The sequence below is a fragment of the Flavobacterium sp. AC105 genome (genome assembly GCF_979258495.1).
On sequence record NZ_OZ409860.1, the window covers coordinates 687,967 to 703,094 of the forward strand.

The window sequence follows — 15,128 nt, forward strand, 5'->3', positions numbered from 1 at the left end:
GTCCCGTAGGGAATACATATTGTTATTATTATAAAATAGCACAACCAAAAAGCTAAAAATAATTCGTGATATTCGTGTAATTCGTGGCAAAAAACGCAGTAAAAATCAAATCAAAATCTTCTTCAAAGACTCAGCAATGCTTCTCCATAAAAAGTTATAAAATGATTTTTCCTGAATTCTTTCTAATTCAACATCAGCATTTTTTGCTTTATCTTTTGAGTCGTTTTTAACGAATAGATTAACAATTGCTGATTTAAGTTTAGCTTCTTTTTCAGGATGTTTCTTTTTGTATAATTTTACCTTTAAATCATCATAATCTAAGGAAGCATTTCCTTTTGAAATATTGTCGTTTCCATAAAAATTAAAACGGTATTTATTAAAAGTTCCGGTAAAAGCAGCATTCATATACGGCTGGCTGAATTGTCCCATAGCCCTGACGTCAAAATTTGAAATCACGCCCTGAATATGAAAACCATCATTTTTATCTAAAACATTAAAACTCCAATCAACATTTAACGGCGATGTTTTCATAAACTGACAATTGACTTTTATCTTTACATCGGCCATTTTTTTAAACCCAAAACCACTTTTCAAATTAAGCACACGCATATTAAAATGGTCGAAAGTTAAAACGCCCGGGCCTTTTGAGAAATCAATTTCTTCCTCATAAACCAACTTCGATTTCAGGATTTGTATGGTATCTATTTGAAGCGGGAATTTAATTTTTCGCAATAAATGATTGTAAAGGTATTTTTTGCTTAAGTCGTCTTTTGGTATTTTGCTGCGGTAAATATTGGCATCGGCATGATTGACAACAAGCGAATTTGCTTTGAAGTAAAATTGCTCATTTTTAAAACCCCAATCCATTTTTCCAATATTCACAGAATCTAATTTGATGATATAAATATCTTTTTCTTTATCTAATTTAGATATAAATTGTTTTCGGTTAAACTCTGGTAAATATGAGAAATTTTTAACTTTAAAAAACTGATTTTCAGTACTCAACTGACCAATATTCATATGATAAAACGCATTGGGTTTGTAATATAAACTATCGCAAACTAAAACGTATTTTTCAAAATGCATCGGAATTTTTTCCTTTAAAGTTGTATCTGTAATCAAAATACCTTCAAGTTTCAAAATGATGTTTTTGATGGTCAGAATAGGTTTGTTATTTAGGAGAGACACCACATTGACATTTCCGTCATTTAGATAAATATTCGAAACCGCAATTATTTTCTGAAACGGTTCTATAATTTGAGTTTTGATGCTTTTGCGATTATTCAAAAGTTTTCCGTCTTTTTTATATAAAATAACACGTGGTCTGTTGATGATAATACTTTCGGCCTGAATAATATCACGAAAAGCCAAATCCCAAATATTGAAATGTTTAATGGTAATCGATTCGATTTTAGAAAATATTCCGGTTTTTATTTTGCTGTTTTCCAGCTGGTTTTTCGGGTGAACCAAAATTGTTTCGGCATAAATATTTCTGGACCAAAGCGAAACTTCGATTTTTTCGTAATTGATATTGTAAGCGGTTTTATTTTTCTCGTGAATAATAATCGGCAATTGTTTTTTTATCCAATAATTGAGACCAATATTGATAAAAATCACAAAAAGAAGGACTGAAATTACACCGATTGCTATTTTTTTGTAGATTGACATTTATAGTATTGATTTTAAATACATAAATTTAGACTTTTAAAAGCGGTGTTTATTACACGATTTAATCTTAAAATTACATCATTACCGAATCATTTATAGCTATACTTTTTTGAATATGAGAAAAATTAAAAAAATCCTGTTGGTTTTATTGGTCATAATTGTAATTCTTGGAATAGGTTTATGCGCCTATATTTTTCATTTGAAACCCAAATATGAAGGAGAAATTGAGTTGAAAAATATTGATAAAGAAACCACAGTTTATTTTGATGATTTTGGCGTTCCTCATATTTATGCTGATTCAGAAAAAGATGCCATGACCGCTTTAGGCTATGTTCATGCGCAGGAAAGATTATGGCAAATGGAATTGCTTCGCCGAATTGCGCCGGGAAGATTATCAGAAATTTTTGGTTCTGTTGCTTTAAAAAACGATAAATTTTTCTCCGGAATTGGTATTGAAGAAGCTTCGGCGAAAGCCATTTCCAAACTTAATACAAACAGTCAGAGTTATAAAATGACAATGGCTTATCTGGACGGGATAAATCAATATTTAGACGAAGGTCCAACGCCGGTTGAGTTTACTTTGGTTGGTGTAAAAAAAGAAAAATTTACAATAAAAGACGTTTACAATATTTTTGGATATATGTCCTTCAGTTTTGCGATGGCGCAAAAAACAGATCCTTTATTGACCGATATTCGCAATAGATACGGTGCCGAATATTTGAAAGATTTAGGAATCGAAGGTGAATTTAACACCACAAGAATTAGAAGTTCTAAAGAAAATATAGAAGAATATAGCACGATTGCAAAATCAGTAGCATCACTTTTGGATAAATCTCCAATTCCGCCATTTGTGGGAAGTAATAGCTGGATTGCCGGACCAAATAAAACCAAAAGCGGAAAAGTAATTTTTGCCAATGATCCGCATATTGGGTTTTCGCAGCCTGCAACCTGGTATGAAGCACATTTGGTTACGCCAAATTTTGAATTATACGGTTGTTATCTTGCCGGAACTCCATATCCGTTATTGGCGCACAATCGTGATTATGCTTACGGATTAACGATGTTCGAAAATGATGATATCGATTTTTATCAGGAAAAAAATAAAGCCGGGGATTCAAACCAATATCAAACACCAACGGGTTTCGCAGCGTATGAAACCAGAAAAAAAACAATCAAAGTAAAAGATACTTCAGATGTGGTTCTGACGCTTAAATCAAGTCGACACGGACCAATTATGAATGATTTATTAGAACGTTTAGATCGAAAAAATCCTATTGCAATGTCCTGGATTTATACCCAACAGCCCATTCAGATTCTGGATGCGGTTTACGGACTTTCGCATGCTAAAAGCAAAGATGATTTCAGGAAAGCTGTTCAATTAGTTGCGGCGCCGGGATTAAATGTAATGTACGGCGATGCGAAAGGAAATGTAGCGTGGTGGGCAACTGGAACGCTTTATAAACATGATAAAGGTGTAAATTCTTTTTTGATTTTAGATGGTGCAAGCGGAAAAGATGATATTAGGGAATATCTTGATTTCTCGAAAAATCCTTCTGCTGAAAATCCAAAATGGGGTTATGTATATTCGGCAAACAATCAGCCCGAGGCAATTGATGGCTATTTATATCCGGGATATTATTTGCCGGAAGATCGTGCAAAAAGAATTTCAGGTTTAATGGATGCAAAATCCGACTGGGATAAGGAAGCAATCAGTAAAATGATTTATGATAATACTTCGCCAATTGCACCGGGTGTTGTTACGAGTTTAATTTCGAACGTAAACGGCAATTCCATTTCTGCAAAAGAAAAAGAAGTTATAAATGTTTTAAAATCCTGGAAAGGAACCAATAATCTGCAAGATGTTGCGCCAACAATTTACAATAAATGGGTTTATTTATACCTAAAAAATACTTTTGAGGATGAAATGGGCGAGGACAACTTTAATTTATTTCTTGGACTTAGTTTAGGCAAACAAATTATTGCCAGACAAATTGAAAATGAAAACTCGGTTTGGTGGGATAATATCAAAACCAAAAACGTAAAAGAAACCAGAAGTGAGATTGTTTTAAAATCATTTCATGAAACTGTTGCAGCACTTGAGAAACAATTAGGAAATCAGGTTTCGGACTGGAATTGGGAAAAAGTGCATACTGTTGAACACGAACATCCGTTAGGAAAAGTGGATGTATTGCGTAAACTATTTAATGTTGGTCCTTTTGCCGATCCGGGTTCAAATGAGGTAATAAACAATCAATTTTTTGGACTTACAAATGAAGGAAAATATTATGTAAAAGGCGGTCCGTCAACCAGAAGAATTGTTGATTTTTCAGATATTGAAAACAGCTGGAGCATTTTGCCGACCGGACAATCCGGAAATCCGTTCAGCAAACATTACAGCGATCAGGCAGAAATGTACAACGCCGGCAAATTCAGAAAAATGAAATTGAATAAAAAAGAGATTATAAAAACATCAACGAAACTGGTTTTTAAACCGAAGAAAGAATAAAGTTTTTTTTGTTTCAGGTTCTTGCCTGTGTGGTTTTTACCGCAAAGACACAAAGTTTTTTACACAAGTTCGTAACGAGCTCTTGCTTCAATGATCTTTGTCAAAGTTTTAAACTTTGACAAAGATGTAAAAACTCAGAAACTCAGAAACTCAGAAACTCAGAAACTCAGAAACTCAGAAACTCAGAAACTCAGAAACTCAGAAACTCAGAAACTCAGAACTTTACTTAGATATATACTTCCCACGAACAATATCATTTGCAAATATTTCCAGGTTGTAGGTAAGTGGATCATTGGCTGTCATTGCATTTTTTGTTTGATAAGCCGGATCGTTTTGATAGGTTTTTAATAACGCTTCCAATTCTATTTCGTTATAAAATGCAAACATATTGTAAACGGCATCTCTGAAGTTTTTGTAATTAATGCTTTCTGTAATTTCCAGTGTTTTTTGGTCGTTCCATTTTTCTGCAGTAGCGGCTTCATTTATTGTTGTTAAGCAAAAATCGATAACGAAATTCTTGTAATGAGCAGCTTCGACAATTTTGTCAACAATAATTTTATTTTGCTGTGTTGGCATCGCAACCTTTGGAGCAGCGGCTGTTTGAGAAATACAAAATGTTGGAATAAACACAAATAGGAGTAAAGCCAAAAAGGATTGCTTTTTTGAATTTTTCATAGGTTATAAGATTGTTTTTGGGCAGTGCTAAAATAGTATTTTTTATTGTAAATAGTCAAGCCAAAAACATTCTCTGGATAAAAAAAAATCCGATAATCCAGATTTTTAAAAACTGAATTACCGGAGATTATTTTTAAACGATATTTGTCGTTAATTTTTTACTTCCGAGTGATTATTTTTTGGAAATTTCTGCCAATACTTTCTTGCCATTTTCATTTGACGGATCAAGTTCTACAGCTTTTTTATAGTTTGCAATTGCCTGCGTTTTATCGCCATCTGCCAAATATGCTTCGCCTAAACTATCGTATGCATTTCCTGATTTGGGAAAACTCTCCACATTAATTTTGAAGACTTCGATGGCTTCTTTGTTTTTACCGGCTTTTAACAATTGATATCCGGCACTATTCATATCACTTTCTTTGATGCCATAAGTTGGATCATTCTTTAATTTGGCATATGTTTCAGTTCCGGTTTTAACACCATTTGCTGAGAATATGTCAAACAATTCATATGCCATCGATTTTTTGGGCTGGTTAAAGGACTGATTGTATAAAATGTTTCTAATATTTTCAGTCATTTCACCTAAAATAGCTTTACCTGTATTATTTAATAAAACGATAAGCATTTTGTCTGATGGAATACGTGATATATTGGTGTTAAAACCATTTATTCCACCGCCATGTTCAACGACTTTTACTTTTTTTGTTCCGATAGTTACTTCGCTAAGAAACCATCCATATCCATAACTTTCATCTCCAAAGGTTATATAAGGTTTAAACAAAGATTCCATTGATTTTTCTGAAAGTAATTTGTTCGCTAAAAGTGCCTGATCCCAGATATATAAATCTTCTGCAGTCGAATATAGAGACCCTGCTGCATACGGAATACTCATATCCAGGTACGGGGCATTTATGATTTTTTCACCTTGTTTTTCATAACCCGAAGCTCTGTTTTTTATTATTACATCGCTGTGATCATAACCGGAATTGACCATTTTTAATGGCGTAAAAATAGTTTCCTGTAAATATTGCTCATAAGTTTTACCCGTAATTTTCTCAATAATATAACCCAGTAAAAAATATCCCGAGTTGCTATAAGCGAATTTTTCACCAGGCTTAAATTCAAGTGGCAGATTCGAAAATGTTTTTACTAAATCTGCGGGAGAATATGGATTTCGGGCTTTTTCCTGCAGGAAGTTGGGTACGCTGGTATAATTTGGAATTCCCGAAGTATGTGTCAATAAATTATGAATTGTAATTTTATCTCCATTCTCTTTTGGATAATCCGGTAAATAAGTCGTGATAGGAACGTCTAGTTTTATTTTGCCTTCTTCGGCCAGTTTTACGATTAAAAATGCTGTGAATTGTTTGGAAATAGAACCTAATCTGAATTTTGTATCCGGCTGATTCGGAATATTCCATTCCATATTAGCAGAACCATATCCTTTTTTTAGAATAACTTTTCCGTTTTCAGCAATTAAGGCAGATCCGTTAAATTGTCCGTATTCATTGTATTTGGATAATAGTTCGTCAATTTGCTTTGCTTTGTCCTGGGCGGAAACAGTAAAAACAGATAGTTGCACAAAAAGACAAACCGCAATTAGTTTGATTGATTTTTTCATGGTGATGATGATTAGTAATTAGGTTATTAAAACGTTGTTTGATTTTGATTTGATGAAAGAAACTCTTCTTATTTGTTAGACGACTGTTTTTTCATTTGGTTTCAATATCAAACGATTATTTTCATAATAAGTTATAAATACGATAATTTTTTAAGATTATTTCTTAATAGGTCTGTGTTCGTAACTCACAATTCGTTTTAATTTCCATTCCTTATCTATTCGTTCCCAGATGTGAATAAATTTTCCGGTTCCTTCCGGTTTATCATCAACATAAAAAGTATGTTCGCCCGTTTGTACAGCGCCAAAATCGCCTAATTTGTCAATTGTACAGGAATTTAATTTCCGTGTAAGTTTGTCAGGACTAGCACATTTTTCGATTAAAGATTTTATTTCATTTCCTTTAGAAGTATTTAATCCAAAACGATCATCGTAAAACTCGATATCGTCGGCTATTATTTTTTTAAAAAGACTGGCATCACATTGATTAAATGCCACGTCAAAAAGTAAACTGTCCATTTTGATGATTTCAGTTTTTAGAAGATCCATTTTTAAAACTTCACTATTCGTTTGAGCCTTTGCTTCTCTGTTTAAAAACAATATAAAAAAGGCCAATGTGTTTATTATGCGCATAGTAGCTCTGGTTTATAAGGTTTTTATTTTGTTTTGATGGTTGGTTTTGTTCCGGTAGTATTCTTGTTTTGATGATCGTAACTAAAAGCTCTTTTCAGTTTCCAAACCCCATTTTCCAAAATCCAAACGTGAGTGAATTTTGCTGTGCTGCCAAAATTTTCTTTTGCATTAGCAAGAGTTTCATTTTTGCCGGCTGATTTTTCATAAAATTGATGAATACCCATTTGCATCGCGCCATACAAAACACCTTTTTTATATAACGGATAAATTTCCGTGCTGTTTGGTACCAAATATCTTCTGGATTGATATGTTCCGATTGAAGCGCACAAACCTTTTTTTAGATTTTTTAGAAACAAAGCTTTATCAGAAATACTGTCTTTATCGTGATAAAATTCAAAATTGTCGCTAATTAAATTTTCAAACTGTGAAATGTCGCAAGTATTAAAGCCAACATTAAACAGAAGGCTGTCTTTTGACATGATGGTTTTGTACAATTCAGATTTTTTTTCTTCCTGAGAATATCCAATATGGAATTGAAGAAGCAGTATTCCAATTAAAATTCCTTTTAACTGGAAAAATGATGTGATGATTTTCATTTTGTGATTGATTGATAATTTGCAAAATTAAACCAATCATAGCTCACAAAATTGTACAAATGCGAATATTATCTTTTTTCCGAAAGAAAATATAAACTCGAATTGAACATTTTTGGAGTTGTTTTCGTCACATCTTTAAATTTTCGTATAAAATGCGATTGGTCGAAGTATTTGTTATAAAGCGCAACATCGGTAAGTTTAAGTTTTTCTAAATCTGAATTTACCATTTGATCAACCGCTTTTCTAAATTTCAGAATCTGAATGTACTTTTTGATCGTAAGTCCGGTTGCAATTTTAAACTTAATTTGAAGTAATCGCTGCGAAGAATTTAAATTTTTTCCAATTTCCGAAACCGTAATTTCTTCGTGAAGTTTAATGAGTTCGCAGATTTTTTCGACAATATTTTTGTTTGGATGTGTACTATTTAAATCTTCAAAATAAAGATTAATCGTATGTAATACTACTGAAATTTCGCTGTTTAAACCAGAATCAATCTCAGTTTCAAAAGGCAAATCAGTTGAGTTAATTTTCAGGATAGAATCTGTAAAATTACTCAAATCATAATGGGGAAACATCGAAAGCGTCCAGGCATGAAATTGAATGATCGTAACTTTAGTTTTAGGCTGAATATTAACCAAAACTTTATTGGTCATTTGCGAACAAAAGTAAAATCCTTCGTTCATGACATATTTGTTTTTGCTTGTATGAACTTCAATTGAATTTCCGCTTACAATTGCCAGATTAAAACAGCCATTTGGCAAAACGAGTTTATTCTTGATTGGGCTTTCGCCGAAGCTGTTGTCGAGACACCAGATTTTATTCACGAACCGTTCGCAAATTTTGCTTACATAATGTTCTGAATATAGGTTCATTTGGAATTATTTTAGAAACTTTAGTTAGAAAAAAAAATCTAAGCTAAAATAACGCTTTACCTTATAATAACTCATTTAAACTTTAGATAAATTCCCCAAAATAATCTCGTTTAGTATGCTGCCATTCCTCTAAAATAATACTATAATATACATCATCTTTGCTGTTTCCTTCAGAATCGACATAATTATTTCGGAACAAACCTTCTTTTAAAGCGCCTAAATTTTCAATAGCCCTTTGCGATCTTATGTTCTCAAGATCGGCACTGAATTGAATTCTCTTGAATTGTATTTTTTCGAAACCAAAATTTAATAACTCATATTTACAGGCCTTGTTTAAACCCGTTCCCTGAAATTCCTTTCCGTACCAAGTCCAGCCAATTTCACATTTTTGGCTTGTATGATTTAAGTAACCGTAACGTGTGCTTCCGGCAACTTTATTAATGGCTTTGTCAATAATCAAAAACGGATAACAAATTCCGTCTGACTTTTGTTTTAAGGTGTTTTTGATATAGTTTTCGAAGTCATTCTCATTTCGGATGTACATTCCCATATATTTCCAGATTTCATCATCGAAAATGATTTCTTTGAGTTCGGTGTTTCTTTTGTCTTCGAAAGGAATTAAAAGTACTTTTTCATTTTCCAGAATGATATCAGATTGTAATAGTTCGCTGTTCATAATTAATTACTTTAGGTTTGGCCACAAAGCCACAAGGGCACAAAGTTTTTTTTCACGCAGATTTTGCAGATTGAGCAGATTTTTTTTCAATTGGTTACTTATAAAATTTTGCGTCTTTGCGACTCTGCGAGAAATTGACTTTAAAATTATTTATTATCAGACGAAAGTAGTCCTTTTCGGATTTCTAATAAATCTATAAAAACGCAAATTTTGTTATGAAAACGTAACTCGCATGAGGATAGAGGAGGTATCTCCCGATTAACAAAAACAAGGCTTTTTAGCCATAGTTTTTGTTAATCGGGAATAAAGCTAAAAGGCCGACCGCTCCTGAGGCTTCGGGATTAGCGGGTCATGCCCATATAAATAAAGGTATTGATGGTAAATATTTGGTTTATTTTAAAGCTTATGTATAATTATTACTTATTTTTACGATCTTATATTTAGATTTTTCTTGATGCAAACTTCACTAAAAATTGCTGTTGTTGGTTCTGGATTAGTAGGATCACTGTTGGCAATTTACCTCAAAAAAGCAGGTCACACCGTTCATGTTTATGATCGTAGCCCTGATATTCGCAAAATTAATTTTTCGGGTCGTTCTATAAATCTGGCGATGTCAAACCGTGGCTGGAAAGCACTTGATGGCGTTGGCGTTGGCGATTCGGTTCGTGAAATCGCGATTCCGATGGACAAACGTGCGATTCATCTGGTTGATAAACTCAATTTTCAGAATTACGGGCAGGAAGGCGAGTCGATTTATTCGATTTCAAGAGGAGCTTTAAACCGAAAAATGATTGATCTTGCTGAAAATGCCGGAGCTGAATTTTTGTTCGAACAAAAAATCTGGGATGTTACGCTAAGCGATGCCACTTTGCATATTGGCGAAACCGAAAGAGGCGAGTGGGAAGAGAAAAAATACGATATGGTTTTTGGTGCCGATGGGGCTTTTTCGAGAATCCGTCATAGAATGCAGCGCCAAAGCATGTTTAATTATTCGCAGGAATTTTTAAATATGGGTTATAAGGAATTGAATATTCCGGCTAATGCCGATGCTACTCATAAACTGGATAAAAACTCTTTTCATATCTGGCCACGCGGTAAATATATGTTGATTGCACTGCCTAATCTTGACGGAAGTTTTACTTGTACGCTGTTTATGCCGTTTGAGGGAGAAAATTCGTTTGCGACGTTAACAGATCGTAAAATGGTCGAAGATTTTTTTACGAAAAACTTCCCGGATTCGATAGAAGTAATTCCGAAGCTGGCAGAAGATTTCTTTAAAAATCCAACCAGTACTTTGGTGACGATGAAATGTTTTCCGTGGACTTATGAAGATAAAATTGCCTTGATTGGAGATGCTTGTCACGCCATTGTTCCGTTCTACGGACAAGGAATGAATGCGGGTTTTGAAGATATTACGGTTTTATATGAAATGATCGAAAAATACGGAGACGACTGGAAGAAGATTTTCTCTGAATATCAAATTTCACGTAAACCCAATGCGGATGCAATTGCAGAACTTTCGTATAGAAATTTCATGGAAATGAGCACGAAAACTGCCGATGAGAAGTTTTTATTGCAAAAGAAAATAGAAAAAGCATTCTCTGATAAACACCCTGATAAATGGATTCCGCTTTACAGCCGCGTAACTTTTAGTGACCGTCCGTATACGGAAGCTTTGGCAATTGGAGATTTCCAAAACGGAATTATGGAAGAAATCCTAAAACTCAACAATATCGAAACGATCTGGAATACACCCGAAATCGAAAATAAGATTCTCGAGTTGTTGCAAAAATAATTTCAATATCAAAAATCAATATCAATGTCAAAATCAATAATAGTTGCAATTTAAAATTGTAATTGATTTTTGACATTGATATTGTAATTTTTTACTTTTTGAAGATTTTAGTCAAAACTCCAAAAACACCTCTTATAAAGGTAGCACTCGTTACAACTTTCAAAACCGATTTTCCAACAACACTGGCTGTACTTGGTTCTGCTTTAGATGATTTTGTTGGTACTTGTTCTTCCTGCTCTGCGGCTGCTTGTATGGCATCTGCAATTTTTTTGTTTAATATTTCGTAAGCGCTTTCGCGGTCAATTTCTTCAATATATTTTTTAACCAGTTTCGATTTGCTGTTTATGGTTTCGATTTCATCTGCAGTCAAAATATCCATTCGGCTTTGCGGTGCACGCATCATTGTGGCTACAAGTGGCGTTGGAACCCCTTTTTCGTTCAGAGCTGTAACTAAGGCTTCACCAATTCCTAAGCTTGTCAATAATTCATCTGTTTTATAATAAGGAGAAGTGGGGTAATTGTCGGCAGTTTTTTTAATTGCCTGACGATCATTTGCCGTAAAAGCGCGTAGAGCATGCTGGATTTTTAAACCTAATTGCGCCAAAACGCCACTCGGAACATCCATTGGGTTTTGCGTTACAAAATAAATACCAACACCTTTCGAACGGATTAATTTTACAATCGTTTCAATTTGTTCCAATAAAGCTTTGCTGGCTTCGTTAAAAATCAAATGCGCTTCATCAATAAAAATGACTAATTCTGGTTGTTCAGCATCTCCTTTTTCAGGCATTTTCTGATAGATTTCAGCCAGTAAACTCAGCATAAAAGTCGAGAATAATTTTGGTTTATCCTGAATATCCGTCAAGCGGATGATGTTTACGTAACCTTTACCGTTTTCGTCGATACGCATCAAATCATCAGTTTCAAAAGAAGTTTCGCCAAAAAACAAATCTCCGCCTTGCTGTTCTAATTCGATTATTTTTCTAAGGATAGTTCCCGTTGTAGAAGTTGAGATCTTACCATAACTTGCTGCAATTTCGTCCTTTCCTTCTTCAGTAATATAATTAATGACTTTTTTAATGTCTTTTAAATCCAGCAAAGGCATTTGATTATCATCGCAATACTTGAAAATCACCGAAACAACTCCGGCCTGAGTATCATTTAGATCTAAAATCCTTGAAAATAATACAGGACCAAATTCAGAAACCGTGGCGCGCAGACGAACTCCGTTTTGTTTGGATAAAGACATTAATTCAACAGGAAATGAAGCTACATTATAAGGTATGTTTATTTTTGCATGTCGCTCAGTAATAAAACCTTCCTCTTTTCCTTCTTTTGCAATTCCGCTAAAGTCACCTTTAATATCCATCATTAAAACAGGTATTCCGGCATTCGATAATTGCTCCGAAAACACCTGAATTGTTTTTGTTTTTCCGGTACCCGTTGCGCCGGCAATAAGGCCGTGACGGTTTAAGGTTTTTAAAGGAATCTTAACGTGAGCCTCAGCAATAGGCTCTCCATCCAAAATGGCACCACCTAAAATAATACTGTCTCCTTTTGAGAGATATCCATTATTTATATCCTGAATGAAATTATCTTTTTTATCCATGTTTTTATTTGTAATTTAGATGATTATAAGAGTATTGCTTGGTTTTTTAACATTTTTACGTTGTTTTTTTTAGTAGGAAAAAGCTTTTTTTGTTTCAAAAATATACAAAAAATTAATTCGCAACTTTTTAAGAAGATATCAAAAGAATGTTTGAATATTTACTAAAACGTTGTAATTTTCCCATTAAACGTCCTTATTTTTGTTTTATCTAAAAAATGATGTGAGCAATTTAATGAGATATTTTTTAAATTGACGTTAAATTTCCTTCAATAAAATTAAAAAAAGTTTTTTTATTTAAACTAAACGTATAAATTTGCTCCTCTACAAGTTAAATATAACTAAAAATAAAAATTATTTAAAACTATTAAAATTAAAAAAAATGGCAAACGTTAAAGTTAAAAAAGAAAGCACTTCAAATGGAGGAGGAATGATTACTGGAATCATTATTGTAGCGTGTATTTTAGTTGGGGTGTTTATTTGGAAAGTAATTATGGGAGATGCTTCTAACTTCGAAGGAGGTAACCCAGAAACAGGTCACCCAATCAATACATTAGGTCAAGTATATAAAGGAGGTTTTATTGTACCAGTATTATTAGGTATGTTTTTAATGGTTGTTGTTTTTTCTATTGAAAGATTTATCGTTATTGGTAAAGCTGCTGGAAAATCTAACCTTGATGCATTTATGAAAAATGTTCAATCAAGTATTAAAGAAGGAAACATCGAGGCTGCTATCGCTTCATGTGACAAACAACAAGGTTCAGTTGCAAATGCAATTAAATCTGCTTTGGTAAAATACCAGGATGTTAAAAAAGAAGGATTCAACAGTGAAGAAGCTGCAGAAGTAATCCACAAAGAAATCGAAGAGGCAACTTCATTAGAAATGCCAATGTTAGAAAAAAATATGACTATTATCTCTACTTTAGTATCATTAGGAACTTTAGGAGGATTATTAGGAACTGTATCTGGTATGATTAAAGCGTTTGGTGCGTTAGCTTCTGCTGGAACTCCAGACCAGGCTGCTCTTGCAACAGGTATCTCTGAAGCACTTATCAACACTGCAACAGGTATCTCTACTTCTATTTTAGCTATCGTTTCTTACAACTTCTTTACAGCTAAAATTGATGATTTAACTTACTCTATCGATGAGGCTGGTACTACAATTGTAAATACTTACAGAAGATTCAGAGGAAGTTTGAAACAATAATTAATTTTTGATTATAATAATTACAATTAATTATATCAAAATAAAAATAAAAGAGAATGGCTAAAATAAAAATGAAAAAAAAGTCAACATCGACAGATATGACTGCCATGTGTGATGTTGCGTTCCTTTTGCTTACGTTCTTTATTTTGACCGCTACTGCTAAGGTGCCTGAAGCACTTCCTGTAGATATGCCTTCTTCTACTGTACAAAGTAAATTACCGGATTCTGATTTGGCAATTATTACTATTGGTAAAGGAGCAGACGGGAAAAGCAAAGTGTTTTTTGACATTAAAGGAAGAGAAATTCGTAAAAGAACTCTTGAAGGAATGGGTGCAAAATTTGGTGTGACTTTTTCAGAAGATGATAAAACTAAATTTGCTTTAATGGATGACTTCGGTGTTCCAGTATCAGAGTTGAAAGGCATTATTGCTTTGAAAGCAGCTGATAGACCTAAAGCAAATCAAGGTGGAATTCCAATCGACTCTACTGATAATCAATTAAAAGAATGGTTGTTAGTTGCAAGAAGAGCTTCTATTGACCTTGATGATAAAGAATTACAGATAGCAATAAAAGGTGATTCTAAAGAACAGTATCCACAAATCAAAAAGATTATGGATATTCTACAGGACCAAAAAATCAATTCCTTTAACTTAGTTACTGGTATGAGAGGAAAAGACTTTTAATTAAAAAAGATACACTAAAATGGCTGAATTAAATACCGGCGACGGTGGTGGCGGAAAAGGTGGTAAAGTAAGAAGTAAAAAGCAAAACTCAAAAGTCGATTTAACGGCGATGGTAGATTTGGCTTTCTTATTGATCACATTCTTTATGTTAACCACATCGTTGTCAAAACCTCAATCGATGGATTTGTCGTTGCCTAATAAAGACGATGATTCGACGAAGACAGTAGATACTAAAGTAGATGAAAATCGTACCATGACAGTAATGTTAGGCGCAAATAATAAAATAATTTATTATATGGGATTGCTTGCAACTCCTATTGCTGGGCCTAAAGATATTGCATACGGTAAAGATGGGATTCGTAGAGAAGTTCTTAAAAGAAAAAAATCAGTTTTGGAATATTCTACAGCTTTAGGGAAACCTAAGAATGGAATTATTGTCATTATTAAACCAACTAAAAAATCAACTTATCGTAATTTAGTTGATATTTTGGATGAGATGGCTATTTCCGGCGTTGAAACTTATGCTATTGTTCCTGAGTTCACACCTGAAGAAACTAAATTGATAGATCCAAAATAAGAGATATCTTGTTTTT

The 15,128-nt window shown here is 33.4% G+C and carries 13 protein-coding genes; 5 read left to right on the forward strand and 8 right to left on the reverse strand.

Annotated elements, in window-relative coordinates; translation table 11 throughout:
- Positions 1-105: 105 nt before the first annotated feature.
- Positions 106-1,668 (reverse strand): hypothetical protein, encoded by a 1,563-nt coding sequence (locus ACZ0AH_RS02850; RefSeq protein WP_463474378.1) that lies wholly within the window; start codon positions 1,666-1,668, stop codon positions 106-108.
- Positions 1,669-1,783: 115 nt separating this feature from the next.
- Between ACZ0AH_RS02850 and ACZ0AH_RS02855 the strand changes: the two genes are divergently transcribed.
- Positions 1,784-4,174, forward strand: a complete 2,391-nt coding sequence (locus ACZ0AH_RS02855) for a penicillin acylase family protein (protein ID WP_463474379.1) — start codon at positions 1,784-1,786, stop codon at positions 4,172-4,174.
- A gap of 222 nt (positions 4,175-4,396) precedes the next feature.
- Here the strand turns inward: ACZ0AH_RS02855 and ACZ0AH_RS02860 are convergent, their stop codons facing one another.
- The 6 genes from ACZ0AH_RS02860 to ACZ0AH_RS02885 all read right to left on the reverse strand — a co-directional run bounded on the left by ACZ0AH_RS02860 (position 4,397) and on the right by ACZ0AH_RS02885 (position 9,244).
- Positions 4,397-4,849 (reverse strand): hypothetical protein, encoded by a 453-nt coding sequence (locus tag ACZ0AH_RS02860; protein WP_463474380.1) that lies wholly within the window; start codon positions 4,847-4,849, stop codon positions 4,397-4,399.
- 172 nt (positions 4,850-5,021) lie between these two features.
- Complete coding sequence (locus ACZ0AH_RS02865; RefSeq protein ID WP_463474381.1) at positions 5,022-6,470, reverse strand: serine hydrolase; 1,449 nt, start codon at positions 6,468-6,470, stop codon at positions 5,022-5,024.
- A gap of 156 nt (positions 6,471-6,626) precedes the next feature.
- Positions 6,627-7,100 (reverse strand): nuclear transport factor 2 family protein, encoded by a 474-nt coding sequence (locus ACZ0AH_RS02870; protein WP_463474382.1) that lies wholly within the window; start codon positions 7,098-7,100, stop codon positions 6,627-6,629.
- 23 nt (positions 7,101-7,123) lie between these two features.
- Positions 7,124-7,696 carry a nuclear transport factor 2 family protein gene (locus tag ACZ0AH_RS02875; RefSeq protein WP_463474383.1) on the reverse strand — a complete coding sequence of 191 codons (573 nt, stop codon included), beginning with the start codon at positions 7,694-7,696 and terminating at the stop codon, positions 7,124-7,126.
- A gap of 68 nt (positions 7,697-7,764) precedes the next feature.
- The gene (locus ACZ0AH_RS02880) at positions 7,765-8,568 is read right to left on the reverse strand and encodes a helix-turn-helix domain-containing protein (protein ID WP_463474384.1); all 804 of its coding nucleotides are present in this window, start codon (positions 8,566-8,568) and stop codon (positions 7,765-7,767) included.
- Between the two features lie 82 nt (positions 8,569-8,650).
- Entirely contained in the window at positions 8,651-9,244 is a 594-nt protein-coding gene (locus tag ACZ0AH_RS02885; RefSeq protein ID WP_463474385.1) for a GNAT family N-acetyltransferase, read from the reverse strand.
- A 454-nt stretch (positions 9,245-9,698) separates the two neighbouring features.
- On the opposite strand from ACZ0AH_RS02885, the gene ACZ0AH_RS02890 reads away from it, so the two are divergent.
- Entirely contained in the window at positions 9,699-11,039 is a 1,341-nt protein-coding gene (locus ACZ0AH_RS02890) for an FAD-dependent oxidoreductase (RefSeq protein WP_463474386.1), read from the forward strand.
- 91 nt (positions 11,040-11,130) lie between these two features.
- Here ACZ0AH_RS02890 and ACZ0AH_RS02895 read toward each other — a convergent pair whose 3' ends face one another.
- Positions 11,131-12,648: a helicase HerA-like domain-containing protein gene (locus tag ACZ0AH_RS02895; RefSeq protein WP_463474387.1), complete on the reverse strand. Its 1,518-nt coding sequence runs from the start codon at positions 12,646-12,648 to the stop codon at positions 11,131-11,133.
- Between the two features lie 379 nt (positions 12,649-13,027).
- Between ACZ0AH_RS02895 and ACZ0AH_RS02900 the strand changes: the two genes are divergently transcribed.
- The 3 genes from ACZ0AH_RS02900 to ACZ0AH_RS02910 are packed head-to-tail and all read left to right on the forward strand — an operon-like array spanning position 13,028 to position 15,112.
- Positions 13,028-13,852 carry a MotA/TolQ/ExbB proton channel family protein gene (locus ACZ0AH_RS02900; RefSeq protein ID WP_463474388.1) on the forward strand — a complete coding sequence of 275 codons (825 nt, stop codon included), beginning with the start codon at positions 13,028-13,030 and terminating at the stop codon, positions 13,850-13,852.
- Positions 13,853-13,908: 56 nt separating this feature from the next.
- Positions 13,909-14,535 (forward strand): ExbD/TolR family protein, encoded by a 627-nt coding sequence (locus tag ACZ0AH_RS02905; protein WP_463474389.1) that lies wholly within the window; start codon positions 13,909-13,911, stop codon positions 14,533-14,535.
- A 19-nt stretch (positions 14,536-14,554) separates the two neighbouring features.
- On the forward strand, positions 14,555-15,112 hold the full coding sequence (locus ACZ0AH_RS02910; protein ID WP_463474390.1) for an ExbD/TolR family protein: 558 nt from the start codon (positions 14,555-14,557) through the stop codon (positions 15,110-15,112).
- Positions 15,113-15,128: the final 16 nt, after the last annotated feature.

Bases quoted from the DNA above. Each gene is read 5' to 3' on its own strand.
- ACZ0AH_RS02850 (WP_463474378.1), bottom strand. From the start codon at position 1,668: ATGTCAATCTACAAAAAAATAGCAATCGGTGTAATTTCAGTCCTTCTT.
- ACZ0AH_RS02855 (WP_463474379.1), top strand. From the start codon at position 1,784: ATGAGAAAAATTAAAAAAATCCTGTTGGTTTTATTGGTCATAATTGTA.
- ACZ0AH_RS02860 (WP_463474380.1), bottom strand. From the start codon at position 4,849: ATGAAAAATTCAAAAAAGCAATCCTTTTTGGCTTTACTCCTATTTGTG.
- ACZ0AH_RS02865 (WP_463474381.1), bottom strand. From the start codon at position 6,470: ATGAAAAAATCAATCAAACTAATTGCGGTTTGTCTTTTTGTGCAACTA.
- ACZ0AH_RS02870 (WP_463474382.1), bottom strand. From the start codon at position 7,100: ATGCGCATAATAAACACATTGGCCTTTTTTATATTGTTTTTAAACAGA.
- ACZ0AH_RS02875 (WP_463474383.1), bottom strand. From the start codon at position 7,696: ATGAAAATCATCACATCATTTTTCCAGTTAAAAGGAATTTTAATTGGA.
- ACZ0AH_RS02880 (WP_463474384.1), bottom strand. From the start codon at position 8,568: ATGAACCTATATTCAGAACATTATGTAAGCAAAATTTGCGAACGGTTC.
- ACZ0AH_RS02885 (WP_463474385.1), bottom strand. From the start codon at position 9,244: ATGAACAGCGAACTATTACAATCTGATATCATTCTGGAAAATGAAAAA.
- ACZ0AH_RS02890 (WP_463474386.1), top strand. From the start codon at position 9,699: ATGCAAACTTCACTAAAAATTGCTGTTGTTGGTTCTGGATTAGTAGGA.
- ACZ0AH_RS02895 (WP_463474387.1), bottom strand. From the start codon at position 12,648: ATGGATAAAAAAGATAATTTCATTCAGGATATAAATAATGGATATCTC.
- ACZ0AH_RS02900 (WP_463474388.1), top strand. From the start codon at position 13,028: ATGGCAAACGTTAAAGTTAAAAAAGAAAGCACTTCAAATGGAGGAGGA.
- ACZ0AH_RS02905 (WP_463474389.1), top strand. From the start codon at position 13,909: ATGGCTAAAATAAAAATGAAAAAAAAGTCAACATCGACAGATATGACT.
- ACZ0AH_RS02910 (WP_463474390.1), top strand. From the start codon at position 14,555: ATGGCTGAATTAAATACCGGCGACGGTGGTGGCGGAAAAGGTGGTAAA.